The organism is Chryseobacterium gambrini (assembly GCF_027920505.1).
In the GTDB taxonomy this organism is placed as follows: Bacteria; Bacteroidota; Bacteroidia; order Flavobacteriales; family Weeksellaceae; genus Chryseobacterium; species Chryseobacterium gambrini.
On the sequence record NZ_CP115857.1, the window covers coordinates 1025524 to 1042778 of the forward strand.

The following is a 17255-nucleotide window of genomic DNA, read 5'->3' on the forward strand; positions in this document are numbered from 1 at the left end:
AAACAATTGCATTTTAAGAGATTCTTCATTGCATAATGCTTCGCAAAATTTTATTCTGAATGACAGGCGTTGGTCTTAAAGACTTTACGCTTTGGCTTAAGTTCATATTTCATAAATCCTAGTACAGAAATCAGTTTATTTTAGAAATAAATGATTATAATACACGTTATTTTACACATTATTCGTAAATTTAGGAAGGATAAATTCTAAACACTGCATTCATAATTTAATATTAAAAAAGCATTGTAAGTACTTATTTTTTAAATTTAAAAAACGAAAGCCTATGAAAACATCATGCAAAATTAAGATTGTACTGCTTCCTGTTTTATTTATACTGTTAGCAGGAATTTTTGAGCCGCTGTGTGCTCAGAAAAATATTGAATTCAATAAAAATGACATTGTCCCCATAGACTCTAATTATTTCTCCAAAGGCAGACTGAACGGACGTGTTTTGCTTGTAACCGGTGGTGCAAGAGGAATTGGACGTGCTGCCGCCATACGTGCAGCGCGTGAAGGAGCTGCGGTGGTAATTGGAGACTGGCTGGCACAACAGGGAGAAGCAACTGCCCAATACATCCGGAAAGAGGGAGGTAAGGCATTATTTATAAAAACAGATATAAGAAGTACAGACGATTGCAATAAGCTAGTTGCAGAAGGAGTAAAAAAATTCGGGAAGATTGATATTGCCCTGTTAAATGCGGGAGTAATGGATGGTACTTTTTCAGGAGATCCTTTCGACTATGACAAACAAAAAGAGCTGCTTCCCAATTCGGTAGATGCAGCCTCAGATAAATACTGGGACAATGTAATGGAAGTTAATGCTACAGGAACATTCAAATCGATGCGGGCTGTAGTCAGACAGCTCCTTTTACAGGGTAAAGGAGGTGCAATAGTAACAGTAGGATCTATTGCAGGATTAACCGGATTAGCGGGAAATCCTGCATATGTAGCGAGTAAACACGCAGTAAACGGGCTTACACGAAGTGCAGCTATTGATTATGCTCCTTACGGCATTCGTGTTAACTCTGTAAATATGGCAGCAACAGCAACACCCATGACCAACAAGGCATTTGACTTTGTAAAAGAAGTTAAAAAACGTGGAATAAAAGGTATGGGTGGCGCAAAGACAGAAAGCTTACTCATGATGAATGATTCTAAACACCGCATGGCTACAGTCTGGGAGCAGGCATCGGTTATCCTGTTTCTGCTTTCCGACGAAGCATCCAATCTTACAGGTGCTCTTTATCCTACTGACGGCGGCTGGACAGCTTACTAAGAGTTATTACCATGAAAACTATTAAAATTATTTTTCTGCTTCTGTTTTTTTTTTCTGCAAAAAGCACATATGCTCAGGTGGGCAGTGCTTTTTATGAAGAAGAGCCTATAACGAATGTAATCTTTGTTTTTCAAAATAAACTCGCAGATTCTCTGTTGGAAAAAAATCTGGAGCAGACTGTGAAACGGGCATTCCCTGTATTTCCCCAAACCACCGTACGTAACTTGCTTCTTGATGCTTATCTGAATAAAGTGAGAAAACTGGAACAAGTAGCAGATGCTCACTATGAAATTATTCCGTCACCAATCGGAGGTATCGATATTACACTCACCGTTGTGATTAGTGATAAAGTACAACAGCACAACGAAAAAAGCGGATTGCTGACCGGAGGAAAGGATTTTCCTGTAATGTATCAGGATAATAAATCTTTACTCACTTCTAAATTTGCACTGGCTGAAATGCTCTATACTAATAACAACGCATGGTACGGAAGAGATGATACGATGCTTAATGGAAATCCTCTGGCAAAAAATCCTTCGGGTAAAGGATTCAGCGGCTGGCTCGAAGGCTGGGCTTCCGCAGGATTATACGGTATTACAGCCTTATCCACGAAACATAACCTGTATCTTTATGGTGGTGCAAGCTATTTGATCAGCGGTTCGGCAGGAAGAGAGCTTTTTACTGATAAAACACGTGGATATGGCGCTTTTGATGATGCTTTTATTGGTCTTTTAGGAACCAAGGAATATTCCGGCGGAAACAGATTTGCTTACAATCTTTCTGTAGGGCGGCAAAAATTTTCTGTGGGAAATGGCTTCATCATTAAAAATACGGCATCTAATGGTGACAATCGTGCTGCTCTGCAGCTCAATCCAAGATGGGCAGCAGATTATCTGGGATTAGCCTCCGTAAAATATAACAACTGGCTCTTACAATTTTTTCGACTTAATCCTGATGAATTGCCTGCTGTTGATTCCAGAACGAAGATTCAGGGACTAAATCTTGAGTGGGGAGACGCATATGCGCACCAGATCGGATTCATGGCATTGGGAGTTCCTCAATCTTCTTTCAGTTACTATACACCTACGGGTAATGTTTTTGGAAGAAAAGGACTCCAGCTGTTCAACCTGAGATATTATTCTAACTCGCTTCCCAACATAGGAGGATTGTTTTACAAAGCAGAAGTTGCTTATGAAAGAAATACTAATTTCAAGATGTCTGCCTTTGCGGGGTATTCAGAAATTGGCTGGAATTTTAAAAACAGTAAAAAAGCATCAGCTTTAAAATACAGGTATGCATACTTTTCAGGAGACAATCCGAATACTGAGACTTATGAGCGTTGGGATCCTCTTCTTTCCGGAGGTACCGGAGAGGAATGGGTGATTGGTGCCAATCATTTCAAAATCGTTCAAAACAGCAATCTAATTGTTCATCAGCTGCAGGGAAATATTCGCCCCTTCCCTAAAATGGAACTTGTACCTCAGTTTTTATATATGTATGCCGCAAAAAACAATAATATAGGAGGAAATCCGGCGTTGAGTTATATGCCGCAAAAAGAATATGCTACTGAAATAAATATTACGGTGAAGTATTTTTCTTCCAGACATTGGTACTGGCACGGACATTTAGCCTATACAATACCGGGAGCGGGTACTAAGAATACCTTGGGAAATAATACCCGTCCATGGTTCAGCGCAATGCTTTTCTTCAGATATTCTCTTTAGATTGCAGTATGCAAAATCATATTATATAATAAAACCTGCTGTAACGCAGGTTTTATTATATTCTGTCAGTAACGTAAAAGCGAAACAATCTATAAGGGATCAATCCGTTGTTTCTTACCCCATTGTTATGATTCTTTAAAAAAGATTTTCATCCACAAAATTAGGAAGCGTTACTTTCAGATTCGGTTCCATTTCCATGGCTCTTTTGATGGCGAAAACAGCACCTTCATTTCTTGCCCAGCTTCTTCTTGAGATTCCGTTGTTCACGTCCCAGAACAACATGGATTTTAGTCTTCTGTCGGCGTCATCGCTTCCGTCCAGCAACATTCCGAAGCCGCCGTTGATGACCTCTCCCCATCCTACTCCGCCTCCGTTATGAATCGAAACCCAGGTTGCCCCACGGAAACTGTCACCAATCACGTTGTGGATTGCCATATCTGCGGTAAATCTGGAACCGTCATAAATATTGGACGTTTCTCTGTACGGCGAATCTGTTCCGGAAACATCGTGGTGATCTCTTCCCAAAACTACCGGTCCGATTTCTCCATTTTTAATGGCTTTGTTGAAGGCTTCTGCGATTTTCATTCTTCCTTCTGCATCAGCATATAAAATTCTCGCCTGCGAACCGACCACCAGATTATTTTCCTGTGCTCCTTTGATCCACTGGATATTGTCTTTCATCTGCTGCTGGATTTCTTCAGGGGAATTCTGCTGAATTTCTTCTAAAACCGCACACGCAATATCATCTGTTTTCTGTAAATCTTCCGGTTTTCCGCTCGTACAAACCCAACGGAATGGCCCGAAACCGTAATCAAAACACATCGGTCCCATAATATCCTGCACATAAGAAGGGAATTTAAATTCTCTTCCCAATGTAGGATTTTCCGCCATTACATCGGCTCCGGCTCTGGAAGATTCCAGTAAGAAGGCATTTCCGTAATCGAAGAAATAGGTTCCTTTTGCCGTATGTTTGTTGATGGCTTCTGCATGTCTCCTTAAGCTTTCCTGAACTTTATCTTTAAACAGTTCCGGATCTTCCGCCATCATTTTATTGGATTCTTCAAAGCTCTGTCCCGCAGGATAATATCCTCCCGCCCAAGGATTGTGAAGCGAAGTCTGGTCTGAACCGATGTCGATTCTTAAATCTTCATGATCGAATTTTTCCCAAACCTCAACAATATTTCCCAGATATGCCAGAGAAACAGATTCTTTATTTTCCTGCGCCTGTCGAACTCTTGCAACTAATTCGTCAAGATTTTCATGAATTTCGTTCACCCACTTCTGCTCGTGACGGATTTTGGTAATCTTTGGATTGACTTCGGCACAAACGGTAACACAGCCTGCAATATTTCCTGCTTTTGGCTGCGCGCCGGACATTCCGCCTAATCCTGAAGTCACGAACAGTCCGCCTTTCGGATCTTTATTGATTTTTCTGAACGCGTTCAGTACCGTAATGGTTGTTCCGTGAACAATTCCCTGCGGACCGATGTACATATAGCTTCCCGCAGTCATTTGTCCGTACTGTGTAACGCCCAATGCATTGAATTTTTCCCAGTCGTCTGGTTTTGAGTAATTCGGGATCATCATTCCGTTGGTTACCACTACTCTCGGCGCATCTTTATGGGAAGGAAACAATCCCATCGGATGTCCGGAATACATGACCAAAGTCTGTTCATCCGTCATTTCAGAAAGGTATTTCATCGTTAAAAGATACTGCGCCCAGTTGGAGAACACTCCCCCGTTTCCACCATACGTAATCAGTTCATGAGGATGCTGCGCTACGGCATAATCCAGATTGTTCTGAATCATCAGCATGATGGCTTTTGCCTGCTCGGATTTTCCTGGATATTCAGAGATTGGTCTCGCTTTCATCTCATAATCCGGACGGAAACGGTACATATAAATTCTTCCATATTTTTCCAGTTCTTCCCTGAATTCAGGTAATAACTCAGCATGAAACTGAGGCTCGAAATAACGCAAAGCATTCTTCAGTGCCAATTTTTTCTCTTCTTCTCCTAAAATTTCTTTACGCTTCGGCGCATGATTGATGTTGGCTTCGTAAGGTTTCGGCTGTGGCAAACGGTTGGGTATGCCCTGCTGTATCTGTTGTTGGAATGTCATGTATTTGTTGATCGTTGTTAGTTTAGTAGATTTATTTTTGTGGTTTTAAAGATATTCAAATTAGAAAATCCCTGCAACTAATGTGAGGAAATTTGAAACAGCATGAAAGATTCCCCTCCTCTGGAGGGGTGGCAAAAATTTATGAAAATTTTTGACGGGGTGGTTTTAATAATCACGAGTGATGTTTTTGTCTATGATTTTACCACCCCGTCTTCTCCCTTTGGTCGAATCCACCCCTCCGGAGGAGGGGAATTTTGTGATGGATATTTTACTTGTATTTATAATGTTCAACAATGAAATATTCTAAATCTTTCATCACAACAGACAAATTATGTCGTACATCAAAATCTGTTATCCTGAATATTTTCAGACCTAAAGACTCCAGATATTTCTGCCTTACCTCATCATAAATTTCTTTGGTTTCGTGGCTCCAGCCATCAATTTCTATAACTAATCCGAGAGTTTTCACATAAAAATCAACGATGTAATTGCCGATGATTCTCTGTCTGTCAAAATCAATGTTATGAAATATTCTTGCGCGAACCTGTTTCCAGAAAATGACTTCACTCAAAATTCCTGCTTTACGTTTTCTGTGCAACAGAGGTTTTAATTTTGGATTGTAGGGAAGATTTTCCACAAAATTCCTCCGAACAGGAACTCCATTGATTATGGTAAGAATTTCTTTCATTATTTGTTGTTTTTATTGTTTTGTGTTTTTCAATTAAACCACCCCGTCAAAAATTTTCATAAATTTTTGCCACTCCTCCAAAGGAGGGGAATTTCCATTATGGATAATTCTAAGGTTTAAGATTTTCAAAAATAAAAAACCTCACTGAAAATTTCAATGAGGTTTAGTATGAAAGGATTTTTTAGATTTAATTATGATTTTTCACCACAACCCATCCGGTAAATGTTCTGCCGTCCGGTATGGTAATTACGTACCAGTAACTTGCGGTTGGAAGCACTCTTCCTTTTATCATTCCGTCCCAATAGAACTGGGTATTTGAATTCTGTTCAAAAATGAGCATCTGATAACGGTCGAAGATTTTAAGGTTAGACATTTTTGTTCCGAATACCTGAAGATCTTTAATTACCCAATGGTCATTAAGTCCGTCACCGTTTGGTGTAATTGCATTGGTGATATCCAGTACCAGACCGTCTTTTTTCACAATACAGTCGCTGTCGGCAAATCTCACGTAGAATGTGGTAATTCCTGTGGGTAAATTATTGAAACTGTTGCTTGCCTGCCAGTTGATACCGTCTATAGAATACAATATTGTTTTTGAGCCTGTAGCATAAATCATCACATTATTACCGCTAAACTGAATGCTTGTAATAACAGGAACTTCATAATGTTTGATTTCGAAAGTCTTGGTGTAAGAACATCCGTTATCTGCTGTCACGGTTAATGAATAAGTTCCTACTGTGTTAATTCCTGTAATCGTATTCGTTGTAGAGATGGTCTGCCCTGCAGGATTTGTCCATACATAACTTACAATGGTGTAATTGGTAATGTTTACAGTATAATTGCTCAGTGAGCCTTCCGGACAGAAATACAATGTCGGAATATCAAAAATAGGCGTTTTCTTCAGTGAAAGCTGAATCTGTACAAGATTCGAGCAAAATCCCGGAACGCTTACTTTTACATAAATGGTACTGGAACCAGAAACCTGATTATAAAGATACGCTGACGGATTGGCAATGGCATTGGTTCCCGCATTAAGATCTGCTAATGAAGCATAATATATAAAGGTAACGTTTGCGCCATTGTAAATCTGTGTCTGGAATTGTGTTAAATTGACCGTCTCAGATCCGTCATTTCCGATATCACAGGTTGCTAAAGGGAAAGGTCCGTTGTTCAGCAGGGTTACTTTATTTCCGTAAGTAAAGGTTATGGTTGCAATATCGTTACAGCCCGGAATATTCTGCACATTCACCCACATCTGTGCAGGGAAAGGATTGGCTGTAAAGTTGGAAGGATTGGCAATAGGATTGGTTCCGTTCTGCGCATCCAGAAGTGTAAGATAGAAGGTAAATGTATTCGCAGGATTCGGTGCATCAACCATTAAATTGGTAAAATTCAAAAGGTTCACTTCATAACTTCCGTCGAGATTTTCATCACAAACTGAAATGGTAGAATTGATGGCTTTCGGAGGGAAATACGTATTCAGCTCAATTGACGCTACGGAGTAACATCCTGTTGTGTTCACCTGAAATCTTGCCCAGACCTGAACAGTCGAAATATTGGTTGTAACGGTATTTCCGATCTGGTTGGCAGGGTTTCCTGCATTGGCTTCAGCCTGTGTATTATAATAAGTAACGGTGATATTCGATAAAGGATAGGTGTTCTGAGCAGGAATAAACATCTGAGAAGTAGCATCACTCAACTGAAAGGTTTCACTTAAATTAAAATCTTCATCACATTTGTTTAATACCGCATTGTTCAGAACTACAGGAGGTAAGAATGACATCTGAATGGTTAATTTAACGGCTGAAAAACAATCGTTGTTATTAAATTTAACCTTTACATAAACTGTTGCAGTTCCTCCGGTAACCACAAACTGGGTAGGGTTTGTAATTTCATTGGTGAAAATGTGTGTCACCGGATCATAGTTCAGATAATACGTAAAATTCACATTGGAACTTGTTGTAATCTGACTTTGTGCCTGTGTAAGATCATAGATTTCCGTATTGTCATTATTGTTGTCACAAATATTGGTCAGGTTAACCGTTACCTGAGGATTTACAGCAGGTGTAGAAGTTAATCCTACGGTGAAAGGATAAATCTGCTCACAGTTATACGAGTTGATTTTCACAAAAAACTGCTGTGTTCCGGTGAAGGTAACGTTATTCACAGGATTGTTTCCGCTTGCAGCGTCCGCAGCAGTAAGGTAGAAAGTTACCGCAGCATTCTGGCTTCCGATCATCGCAGATGAAAATTGAGACAACTGTACATTTTCTGTATTATCATTATTAAAATCACAAACCGTAAAACTGGACTGTTCGATCACCGGATGAACCAAATTGATCGTGATAGGTCTTATGGTATAGCACGAATCTGAAATTTCGAAACGTACATAATACGTCTGCGTAACAAAGTTTCCGTTGGTCGTGATGATCTGATTCGGGCTTATAGGATTTATTCCGAAACTTGCATCGGGATAATTTGAATAAAACTCTACCACAGGAACTGTTGCCGGAGAAACCAGCATTCCGTTTGAAAGTGTATTTAAATTGATACTGACATCATCCGTTCCGTTAAAGCAGATGTATTCTGTCTTAGAATTCACCACAATTTTATTAAACGTAACATTCAGATTTACGGTAGCAACCGCAATACATCCGTTCGGAATCTGAACCCTAATAAAAATAGTGTAAGTTCCTTCATGCACAGTACTTAAAACTCCTCCTGAACCTGTAAGTGCCTCATTGTAGGTGGCGTATGCGGTAAAAACAGCTCCCGGTTGTGATGAAATCAGCGGTCCGAAAGTTAAAGGAAAATCAAAAGGCTCTGCATCATCATTGTTGATATCACACGTTGAGTAGTTATAGTTAATCGGAGAATTAAGATTAACTCCCGGTTTGAACTGGAAAGTGACCGGACCTAAAACATAGGTACAGTTTCCTTCCTGCAATCTTACCCAAACCGTTGTTCCTGCCGTTACATTGATGGTACTGAGTGCATTGGTGTTGTTCTGAGCATTTGCCTGTGTTGCAAAATAAGAAATACCTGTAGTTCCGGGTGGGAAAAGTTCAGGATCCAGAAACGATAAATTATAGTTCGCTTCTACTCCATCGTTATTGGTATCACAAATCTCAACTGTATTTTTGAGTAAGCTTTTCGTCTGTAAATTTAACGTTAAAACAGCAACTCTGTAACAGCCAGAAACATTGGGATTCTGAATTCTTACATATAAAACCGTACTGGCTGTTAAAGTATAATTATTCGGCAGCGGACTGACGTTATTTTGGGCATTCTGCAAGCTTGTATGAAAACTGAATACAAAATTCGCCGGATTCTGTGTAGTCACATTTCCCTGAAAGCTGCTTAAAGTAAGGTTTACGGGAGTATTTCCGCAATAATCCTGAGTGAAATTTTTAGCCGCCGGATACGTAGGATCAAATGTTAAAGGAAAATCATCTGTTAAAGTTAGGGTACTGGTTCCACAGGTATTAAATACCGCAGTTGCCGTATACACTTCATTTTGGGTAGGGCAAATTGTTGCCTGAATTCCTGTAGCAACCGTCTGTCCTGCGGAATTTGTCCACGTTACATCCGGTTGAATGGCATTTCCAAGCGGATTAAATCTATATCCTTCCTGCAAAGCCTGCCAAACGCCCGTATTTCTGTTGGGAGGAGAAACCCCGAGTGTTCCGTCTGCATTAATTACCCCGATTAAAGCATTTTCAAATTTTCTTGTCGGACACGGCGTTGGTTTTTTATCCACGAAAACCTCAATCACATTCGTGGTTTCATGCAGAACAATCTGTGAGGAAGCTCTTTCTGTACATCCTGCAATTCTTCCTTCATAAAAACTGATTACGAATTTTCTGTAAGGAGCCGTTCCGATGGTGGAATAATATATTTCGGAGGGATCATTTGCCGAAAAAACCATGTCGTTGTACACTCCGAAAATAGAGTTTTTGGGAAGACTGACATTGGGATTCTGCCACTGAACATTGGGATAGTTGATGTTTCCCAACTGGCTCAGATCAAAAGTAACCATTCCGTTCGAGCCGACAACCAAGGCATTGAAATTCTGATTGTAAAAACAGAACTGAAAAGGCAGATCCAGTTTGGTAGGAAAAGTATCATCGTAATTGGCATTAAGCGGAGTTCCCTGATTCAGAGCTATCGGAGGAGCAAAAGCCTGTGAAACGACTTCATAACTTGTGGTCTGCTTAATGACAGGATACTCCACATGAAGATCAATACAGCCGTTTGCATTAAGACCATTGGTACAGGTAACATTAAAGCTCTCGTTGCCGACTGCGTCTTTGATGATGATATTTCCGGGAGTTTGGGAAAGCCCGAAAACACTCATCCATACGAGGATAAATTGTAAAGGTTTTATCATAATCAAGTTTTCTTTTAATCACTATTTATTGATAAATTTACTACTTTTAGCAATACAATTATCAATAGTAAACAATTATTTACATGGTATTCATAACAAAATTATTCATAAGGTTAGAATACAATAATTTATAGTATAAATGTAAACAAAAAAAACCTTGCCTGAACAGCAAGGTTTACAATTATTTGATACTGAGTTGATATTACGTTAAAACATCGTCATTTTCCTCTTCATGATCGTCGTCATTATCACTTAGACTCCAGTAGTTATTTTCTTCGTCTTCACTCCCGATATCAAGTTTGTCATCATCATTTTTTTCATTAAAAATCGGTTTTCCGTTTCCGTCTAAGGAAATATGCTCTTCCTGATTAAAAATATCTTCACTGGATTTATACTCTCGCTGTTCCAGTCTTCTTTCCTGTTCCTGTTCGCTGTTTTCGGGTATCATAATACTATTTTTTTGGTGTTATATACAATTAAACAAAAATAGTTCCATAATCTTAACCGTAAATTTCCGGATTTACACAGGCAGGCATTTTTTCTCCTTTCGAAAATGCAATAAGATTTTCAGCGGCCAGTTTCGCCATACCGTTTCTTGCTTCTTCCGTTGCAGAGCCAATGTGAGGAAGCACACAAACGTTAGAAAGCTCTAAAATAGGATCATCTTTAAAAATAGGTTCAGGATTTGTGACATCAAGCCCTGCTCCCCAGATTTTGTGCCCTGAAAGTGCATCGTAAAGATCTTTCTGCTGATGAAAGCCTCCTCTTGCGGTATTGATGAAGATTGCATTTTTCTTCATTTTATCGAAAACAGAAGCATTAAAAAGATCTTTCTGCTCTGTTTTGAAATTGGCATGAATGCTCAGAACATCGGACTGCTCAATAAGCTCATCAAAAGAAACATATTGGGCTCCCAAATTCTTTTCCGCCTCTTCATTGCGGTGACGATTATGATAAATAATATCCATCTCAAAAGCGGCTTTGGATTTTTTTGCCATTTCGTACCCAATTCTTCCGAGACCAAAAATACCGAGCGTTTTTCCGTATAATTCCTGACCTAAAGCGTGCAGCGGATCAAAATCTCCCCAGTTCCCGGATTTTACTTTTTCAAAATTATAGCTCGCTCTTCGTGCAACCGACTGCATCAGTAAAAATGCAACATCTGAAGTAGCTCTGCTTAAAACATCGGGTGTATTTCCGACCGGAATTTTTCTTGCACCTGCCTCCTGAATATCCACATGATCAAAACCTACGGAATACAAAGCGATCGCCTTAATATTTGGGCATTCGTTGAAAAAGTCTTTATCGAATTTAAACTCTCCTCCCACGCTTAAAATAGCATCATTGCTTTTGCAGTAATTCAGCCATTCTTCATATGAGAGATTTTCATGTTCAGGAATGAATATTTCAAGATTGGCGTCTTTAAGAAGTTTGATACCAGCTTCAGGAATTCTTTTGTTGATGAATATTTTCATAAATCTTATTAGTTGAAAACTTTTATTAGTTAACAAAAAGCAAACCACTCAAGAAGAACAACTAATAAGAAGGATGAAATTTTATTCTTTAACTACAGCTTTTTGCATTAAATATCTTCCTTTTTGAATTAAGTAAATTGGAGTTCTTAAGTTTTCCTTAAAAAAATTAAATGTCTGTTGTGCTCTGTCGTTATAAAACAATGTAAGTTTACCGTTTTTAAGAGTGTAAGTTCCGTGAAGTTCTTCATATTGTTCTGTAGAGCTATTGAGATCAGTGAAAGAAAAACTACCATTCCTGTCAAAATACATAAAAATATTTTCATTTTCACTGTCTACCCAATATCCAAGTAAATTATTAATGTTAGAAACGGACGGATCAGAAATTTGCAGAGATTGTTGTTCTGCTGATACGGCGTCATTTTTAAGTCTTTTAACATCTGTAACAGAGACTGAATCTATTTTTTTTAGTTTTAAAATTTCAAGATTTAATTCTTTTTCTTTCAACTCAAGCTCTTTTTCTTTAAGTTCAAGTTCCTTTCTTTTAGAGTCGTTACAGGATAAAGTTGACAGAGCAAGTAAAGCTCCTAAAAATAATTTGTTCATAATTATCAGTTTTTAATTTTTAAATTTAAAAAATTTAATGGTTAAATTCGGGTATTGAACAAAATTATTTAAAACATTAGCAACTAAATAATTATTAAATACAAAACTCATTGCATAAATAAAAAACCTCACTTTTCACAAGCAAGGTTTTTCAACTTTAATATTAAAATGATTATACTTTAATTTATTCTTCTAAGATTCAGATATCAACTCTTCCATTTCTTCCCAGATTTCCAAGGCAGATCTTCTTACTTTTCTTTTCGGTTCCGACTTTTTAGCTTTGAAATCTTTTAGAGGAAGAGTATTCCCGGATTCTTTTTTATCCGGATTATCTTCTGCTCTGTTTCGGAAATTCATTTTAAAACTGTTTTGAATATTACTGAAATCTTGTAATATTTTAAATCTTTTGGTATTCATCATATTAAGATTTTAGTTAATTATACACTTATGACTATTCAATTTTCGTTCCGAATTTTGAAGAAATGTTATTTTTGAATTAAAATTAATTCACCTTTTCTCTTCACTATATTTTTATAATCCCACTGAATGGTTTCCGATTTTTTTAAAGCTCTTTTCAGATCTTCTTCATTAATTTCTGAGACACTATTATAAAAAACAGACGCATCCTGAAATTTTCCTCCATGGACGTTCAGAAATTCTTCATTGAAAGATTTGCCGCTCCAAAACATCAGTCTTATTCCTTTTTTTTGTTTACTGTATCCTGTAATCGGATTTCCGTCTAAAAACCAGACAGGATGAGAATGCCAGATTTTAGATTCAGCATCAATAAGATTCTCACAGATAATTTCAGAAAGTCTTTCGCAGATTTCCCGATCGGATTCCGCTTGAGAACTGTTATATTTTGAGATTTCAGAATTCATTTTTATTTTTTAACTCTTTAAAATTAAAAAATTTATTCTGTTTTATTTTATGTGTTGAAGCAAGTTTGGGCTAAAGCAAAATTGAATGAATTCTTACTGCCCGAAAAGATATTCTTCAATTTATTTTTGAAAACGGTCTTACCCTTCATCCATCCCAATTAAACAACCATCACTGATTGGTATTTCCCAACATCGGAACAAATTTGTAAGCCCCGAATTCCTCCTTTTCAAATTCGGTCTGCGAGATTTTTGTAAACCTGTATAAAACCTGCTCATCGGTCGGACCGAGAGGAATAACCATTTTTCCGCCGACTTTAAGCTGTTTCAGAAGTTCGGTTGGTAAAACGGAAGCGCCGCAGGTCACGATAATTTTATCAAACGGAGCAAAAGTAGGAAGTCCGGCAAAACCATCCCCAAAACTCTGAAATTTTGGATATAAATTCATTTCACGAAGTTTCTTTTTCGAAAAATCGAAAAGATCTTTTTGTCGTTCAACCGTATAAACATGAGCTTTCATTGCCAGTAAAACGGCGGTCTGATAACCACAACCGGTTCCTATTTCCAGTACTTTTTCCCCTTCTTTTACCTGAAGAAGTTCAGACTGTTCTGCAACAGTTGAAGGATGCGAAATCGTCTGATGCGCAAGAATAGGAAAAGCACGGTCTTCATAAGCAAAATCTTCGAAAATACTTTCAATAAAAAGATGTCTCGGAACTTCATTCATCGCTGAAAGTACGTTTTCATCCGAAATCCCGATTCTGTTTCGGAGATATTCCACTAAAATCTTTCTTTTTCCTTTATGTACAAATGAATCTTGCGCCATTACAGATAGTAGTTATTAGGTTGCAGGTATGAGTTCGCACAAAAATATGAAATTTTGTCGGGGGTTAAAAACTGTTGCATGCAGTTTTTAATTTTCTGATAGGGGTCTACGTACAACCAACAACAAATTGTTATATTTACAGAAATTTAATACAGCTATGTTGAAAGCAGGTTTGGTAGGAGCCGGACATTTAGGAAAAATACATTTACGACTTTTAAATCAGTCAGATAAATACGAGTTCATCGGTTTCCACGATAAAGACGCAGAAAACGGCAAGAAACTGGAAGCGGAATTCGGGTACAGATATTTTGAGAATTTTGAGGAATTGCTGGAGCAGATCGATATGCTGGATATTGTAACGCCCACCATTTATCATTACGATTATGCGCTAAAAGCAATTGAAAAAGGTCTGCACTTTTTCATTGAAAAACCTGTAACCCAAACTCTTGAACAGGCGGAAGAAATTCTTCAGAAATGTCAGGAAAAAGGTATCAAAGCTCAGGTAGGACATGTTGAAAGGTACAATCCTGCGTTTATTGCAACGAAAGAATATATCAAGAATCCAATGTTTATTGAGATTCACCGGTTAGCAGAATTCAATCCGCGCGGAACAGATGTTTCTGTGGTTCTGGATCTGATGATTCATGATCTGGATATTTTATTAAGCATTGCTAAATCTAAGGTTAAAAATATTCACGCAAGCGGCGTTTGTGTGGTTAGCAAAACACCGGATATTGCGAATGCGAGGATTGAATTTGAAAATGGCTGTGTTGCGAATTTAACGACTTCCAGAATTTCGATGAAAGCGATGAGAAAGAGCCGTTTCTTCCAGAAAGATGCTTATATTTCCGTTGATTTTCTTGAGAAAAAAGCGGAAGTGATCCGCATGAAAGATGCTCCTGAACACCCTACTCCATTCGACATGATTATTGAAAATGCAGATGGTGAGAAAAATCAGATTTTATTTGAATATCCGAATATTCAGCCGAATAATGCCATTCTGGATGAGCTTAATTCTTTTGCAGACTCCATTACGGAAGACAAACACGTAGAAGTTTCTATTGAGGACGGAACGGAAGCGCTGAAAGTTGCGTTGGAGATTATGAAGTTGATTTCTTAATTTTTTAACACAAACCGCACAAATATTTTCACGAATAACACGATAATTTATTGATAGAAACGGGCTAAAAACCCGTTTTTTTTTTATGCCCAATTGGCTTTAGCCAAACTTAAACAGCCTATTTCCATTTCATCGAAACAGTACTAATTTTCTCATTCATCCCGATCCGGATTTACACCATACAATATTCGTAATCATCATTATTTTTTTCAATTCAATTTCTGTTTTTAATATTATTCAACATATTTTAAATATATTTGCCATTATTCAACAATAATTTCTTTATAACAATCCCTTAACAATTCAATAATTAAAATCACTATGAAAAGAGCCATCCTATTATCCGCTTTTTTATTGTCTCAATTTGGGACATCACAATTTTTAAAAACACAAGGTGAAAAAATTATTAATGATAAAGGTGAAAACATTCAGTTGCGAGGTCTTGGCTTGGGAGGATGGATGCTTCAGGAAGGATATATGCTGAAAACGGCTGACTTTGCAGGTCCGCAATACAAAATCAAGGAGAAAATTGCTGAACTGATTGGTGAAGACGGAATGAATGAGTTTTACAAGGCTTATCTGAAAAACGGAATTACCAGACAGGACATTGATTTTCTGAAAAAAGCAGGATTTAATTCAATCAGACTTCCAATGCATTATAATCTGTACACTCTACCGATTGAAAAAGAATCTAAAAAAGGAGAAAATACATGGCTGGAAGATGGTTTTAAAATGACTGATGATCTTCTGAATTGGTGTGCTGATAATAAAATGTACCTGATTCTCGATCTTCACGCAGCACCGGGCGGACAGGGAAATGATGTAAATATTTCGGATCGTGATACATCCAAACCATCTCTTTGGGAGAGCGAAGAAAATCAGAAAAAAACCATCGCATTATGGAAGAAATTAGCCGAAAGATATAAAGATTCTCCATGGATTGGCGGTTATGATCTTATTAACGAACCGAATATCAATTTTACAGGAAAAAATATAAACGGAACGGATGAAATGTCGAATGCTCCGCTTTGGAAGCTTCAGAAAGAAATCACGGAAGCGATTCGTACTGTTGATAAAAAGCACATGATCATCATTGAAGGAAACGGATGGGGAAATAATTATAACGGTTTAACGCCGCTTTGGGACGATAATATGGTCTTCAGTTTTCATAAATACTGGAATAATAATGATGACGCTACGCTGAAATTTGCGCTGGATTTAAGAGAGAAACACAAAATCCCGATCTGGCTGGGCGAAACAGGCGAAAATTCAAATGTATGGTTTACAGAGCTTATTCAGCTTTTAGATAAAAATAACATCGGTTACGCATTCTGGCCGATGAAAAAGATAGACAATATCGCAGGAATTACCAACGTAAAAATTACTCCGGAATATCAGAAATTATTGGATTACTGGAAGAACGGAGGTGAAAAACCATCTAAAGAATTTGCCAAGAAAGCTTTGATGCAGATCGCCGAGAACTATAAATTCAGCAGTGTGGAAGTTAAAAACGATGTGATTGATGCGATGTTCAGGCAGACAAAAGACGGTTCCACAAAACCTTTCAAGAATCTTCAGGCTCCCGGAAAAATATTCGCAACAGATTATGATCTGGGAAGAATGGGTTCTGCTTATTCAGATAAAGATTTCATTAATCTTTGGGTAAGTGATCCTGCAAAAAGATCGGATTGGAATTCAGGAAATCAACTGAGAAATGACGGCGTTGATATTTACAGAACAAAAGACAATGAATATTACGTCGGAAAAACGGAAAGCGGAGAATGGCTTCAGTATACCATCAACTCAAAAGCAGATAAAACGTATACTTTCGTCATAAAATATGCAAGTGAAAACGATGCGAAAATCAGGATTGAAGATGCTTCAGGAAAACTATTAGCTTCAGTTTCCTTAGCTTTAACAGACGGAAATGAAATTTGGAAAACGGCTTCTGCAAAAGGAATTCATCTTAAAAAAGGTGAAAATAAAATCAGAATTAATTTCGAAAATGACGGGGTAAATATGAATTATTTTGAAGTGAGATAAAGAAAAAATCATAAATTGCAAATCCCTTTTAGTTTCTAAGAGGGATTTATTTTTAAAACTATTTTAACTTTTATTTTAACCGCAAAAGAAGGAAATGATTAACACTTTAGT

Annotated in this window: 13 protein-coding genes; 4 read left to right on the top strand and 9 right to left on the bottom strand. The window is 37.7% G+C overall.

The features are described from left to right. The first annotated feature begins 283 nt into the window (after positions 1-283). A complete protein-coding gene (locus PFY09_RS04570; protein WP_271161572.1) occupies positions 284-1276 on the top strand; it encodes an SDR family NAD(P)-dependent oxidoreductase in 993 nt (330 codons plus the stop codon). An 11-nt stretch (positions 1277-1287) separates the two neighbouring features. Next, positions 1288-3000, top strand: coding sequence for an alginate export family protein (locus tag PFY09_RS04575; protein WP_271161573.1), 1713 nt, complete (start codon positions 1288-1290; stop codon positions 2998-3000). A 135-nt stretch (positions 3001-3135) separates the two neighbouring features. Here PFY09_RS04575 and PFY09_RS04580 read toward each other — a convergent pair whose 3' ends face one another. The 9 genes from PFY09_RS04580 to PFY09_RS04620 form a co-directional block, all read right to left on the bottom strand. Then, positions 3136-5121: a urocanate hydratase gene (locus PFY09_RS04580; RefSeq protein ID WP_271161574.1), complete on the bottom strand. Its 1986-nt coding sequence runs from the start codon at positions 5119-5121 to the stop codon at positions 3136-3138. A 268-nt stretch (positions 5122-5389) separates the two neighbouring features. Beyond that, positions 5390-5809 (bottom strand): endonuclease domain-containing protein, encoded by a 420-nt coding sequence (locus PFY09_RS04585; RefSeq protein WP_271161575.1) that lies wholly within the window; start codon positions 5807-5809, stop codon positions 5390-5392. Positions 5810-5996: 187 nt separating this feature from the next. After that, positions 5997-10199: a T9SS type B sorting domain-containing protein gene (locus PFY09_RS04590; RefSeq protein ID WP_271161576.1), complete on the bottom strand. Its 4203-nt coding sequence runs from the start codon at positions 10197-10199 to the stop codon at positions 5997-5999. A 202-nt stretch (positions 10200-10401) separates the two neighbouring features. Next, positions 10402-10647: a hypothetical protein gene (locus tag PFY09_RS04595; RefSeq protein WP_271161577.1), complete on the bottom strand. Its 246-nt coding sequence runs from the start codon at positions 10645-10647 to the stop codon at positions 10402-10404. A gap of 52 nt (positions 10648-10699) precedes the next feature. Then, positions 10700-11674, bottom strand: coding sequence for a 2-hydroxyacid dehydrogenase (locus PFY09_RS04600; RefSeq protein ID WP_271161578.1), 975 nt, complete (start codon positions 11672-11674; stop codon positions 10700-10702). Positions 11675-11755: 81 nt separating this feature from the next. Beyond that, complete coding sequence (locus tag PFY09_RS04605) at positions 11756-12277, bottom strand: hypothetical protein (protein ID WP_271161579.1); 522 nt, start codon at positions 12275-12277, stop codon at positions 11756-11758. Positions 12278-12469: 192 nt separating this feature from the next. Further along, the gene (locus PFY09_RS04610; protein ID WP_271161580.1) at positions 12470-12634 is read right to left on the bottom strand and encodes a hypothetical protein; all 165 of its coding nucleotides are present in this window, start codon (positions 12632-12634) and stop codon (positions 12470-12472) included. 128 nt (positions 12635-12762) lie between these two features. Continuing rightward, positions 12763-13158, bottom strand: a complete 396-nt coding sequence (locus tag PFY09_RS04615) for a DUF1801 domain-containing protein (protein ID WP_116547518.1) — start codon at positions 13156-13158, stop codon at positions 12763-12765. Positions 13159-13327: 169 nt separating this feature from the next. Then, complete coding sequence (locus PFY09_RS04620) at positions 13328-13981, bottom strand: protein-L-isoaspartate(D-aspartate) O-methyltransferase (protein WP_271161581.1); 654 nt, start codon at positions 13979-13981, stop codon at positions 13328-13330. 157 nt (positions 13982-14138) lie between these two features. Between PFY09_RS04620 and PFY09_RS04625 the strand changes: the two genes are divergently transcribed. Together PFY09_RS04625 and PFY09_RS04630 are read left to right on the top strand one after the other, a co-directional pair. After that, positions 14139-15101, top strand: a complete 963-nt coding sequence (locus tag PFY09_RS04625; protein WP_271161582.1) for a Gfo/Idh/MocA family protein — start codon at positions 14139-14141, stop codon at positions 15099-15101. A 321-nt stretch (positions 15102-15422) separates the two neighbouring features. Further along, positions 15423-17144: a cellulase family glycosylhydrolase gene (locus PFY09_RS04630; RefSeq protein ID WP_271161583.1), complete on the top strand. Its 1722-nt coding sequence runs from the start codon at positions 15423-15425 to the stop codon at positions 17142-17144. Positions 17145-17255: the final 111 nt, after the last annotated feature.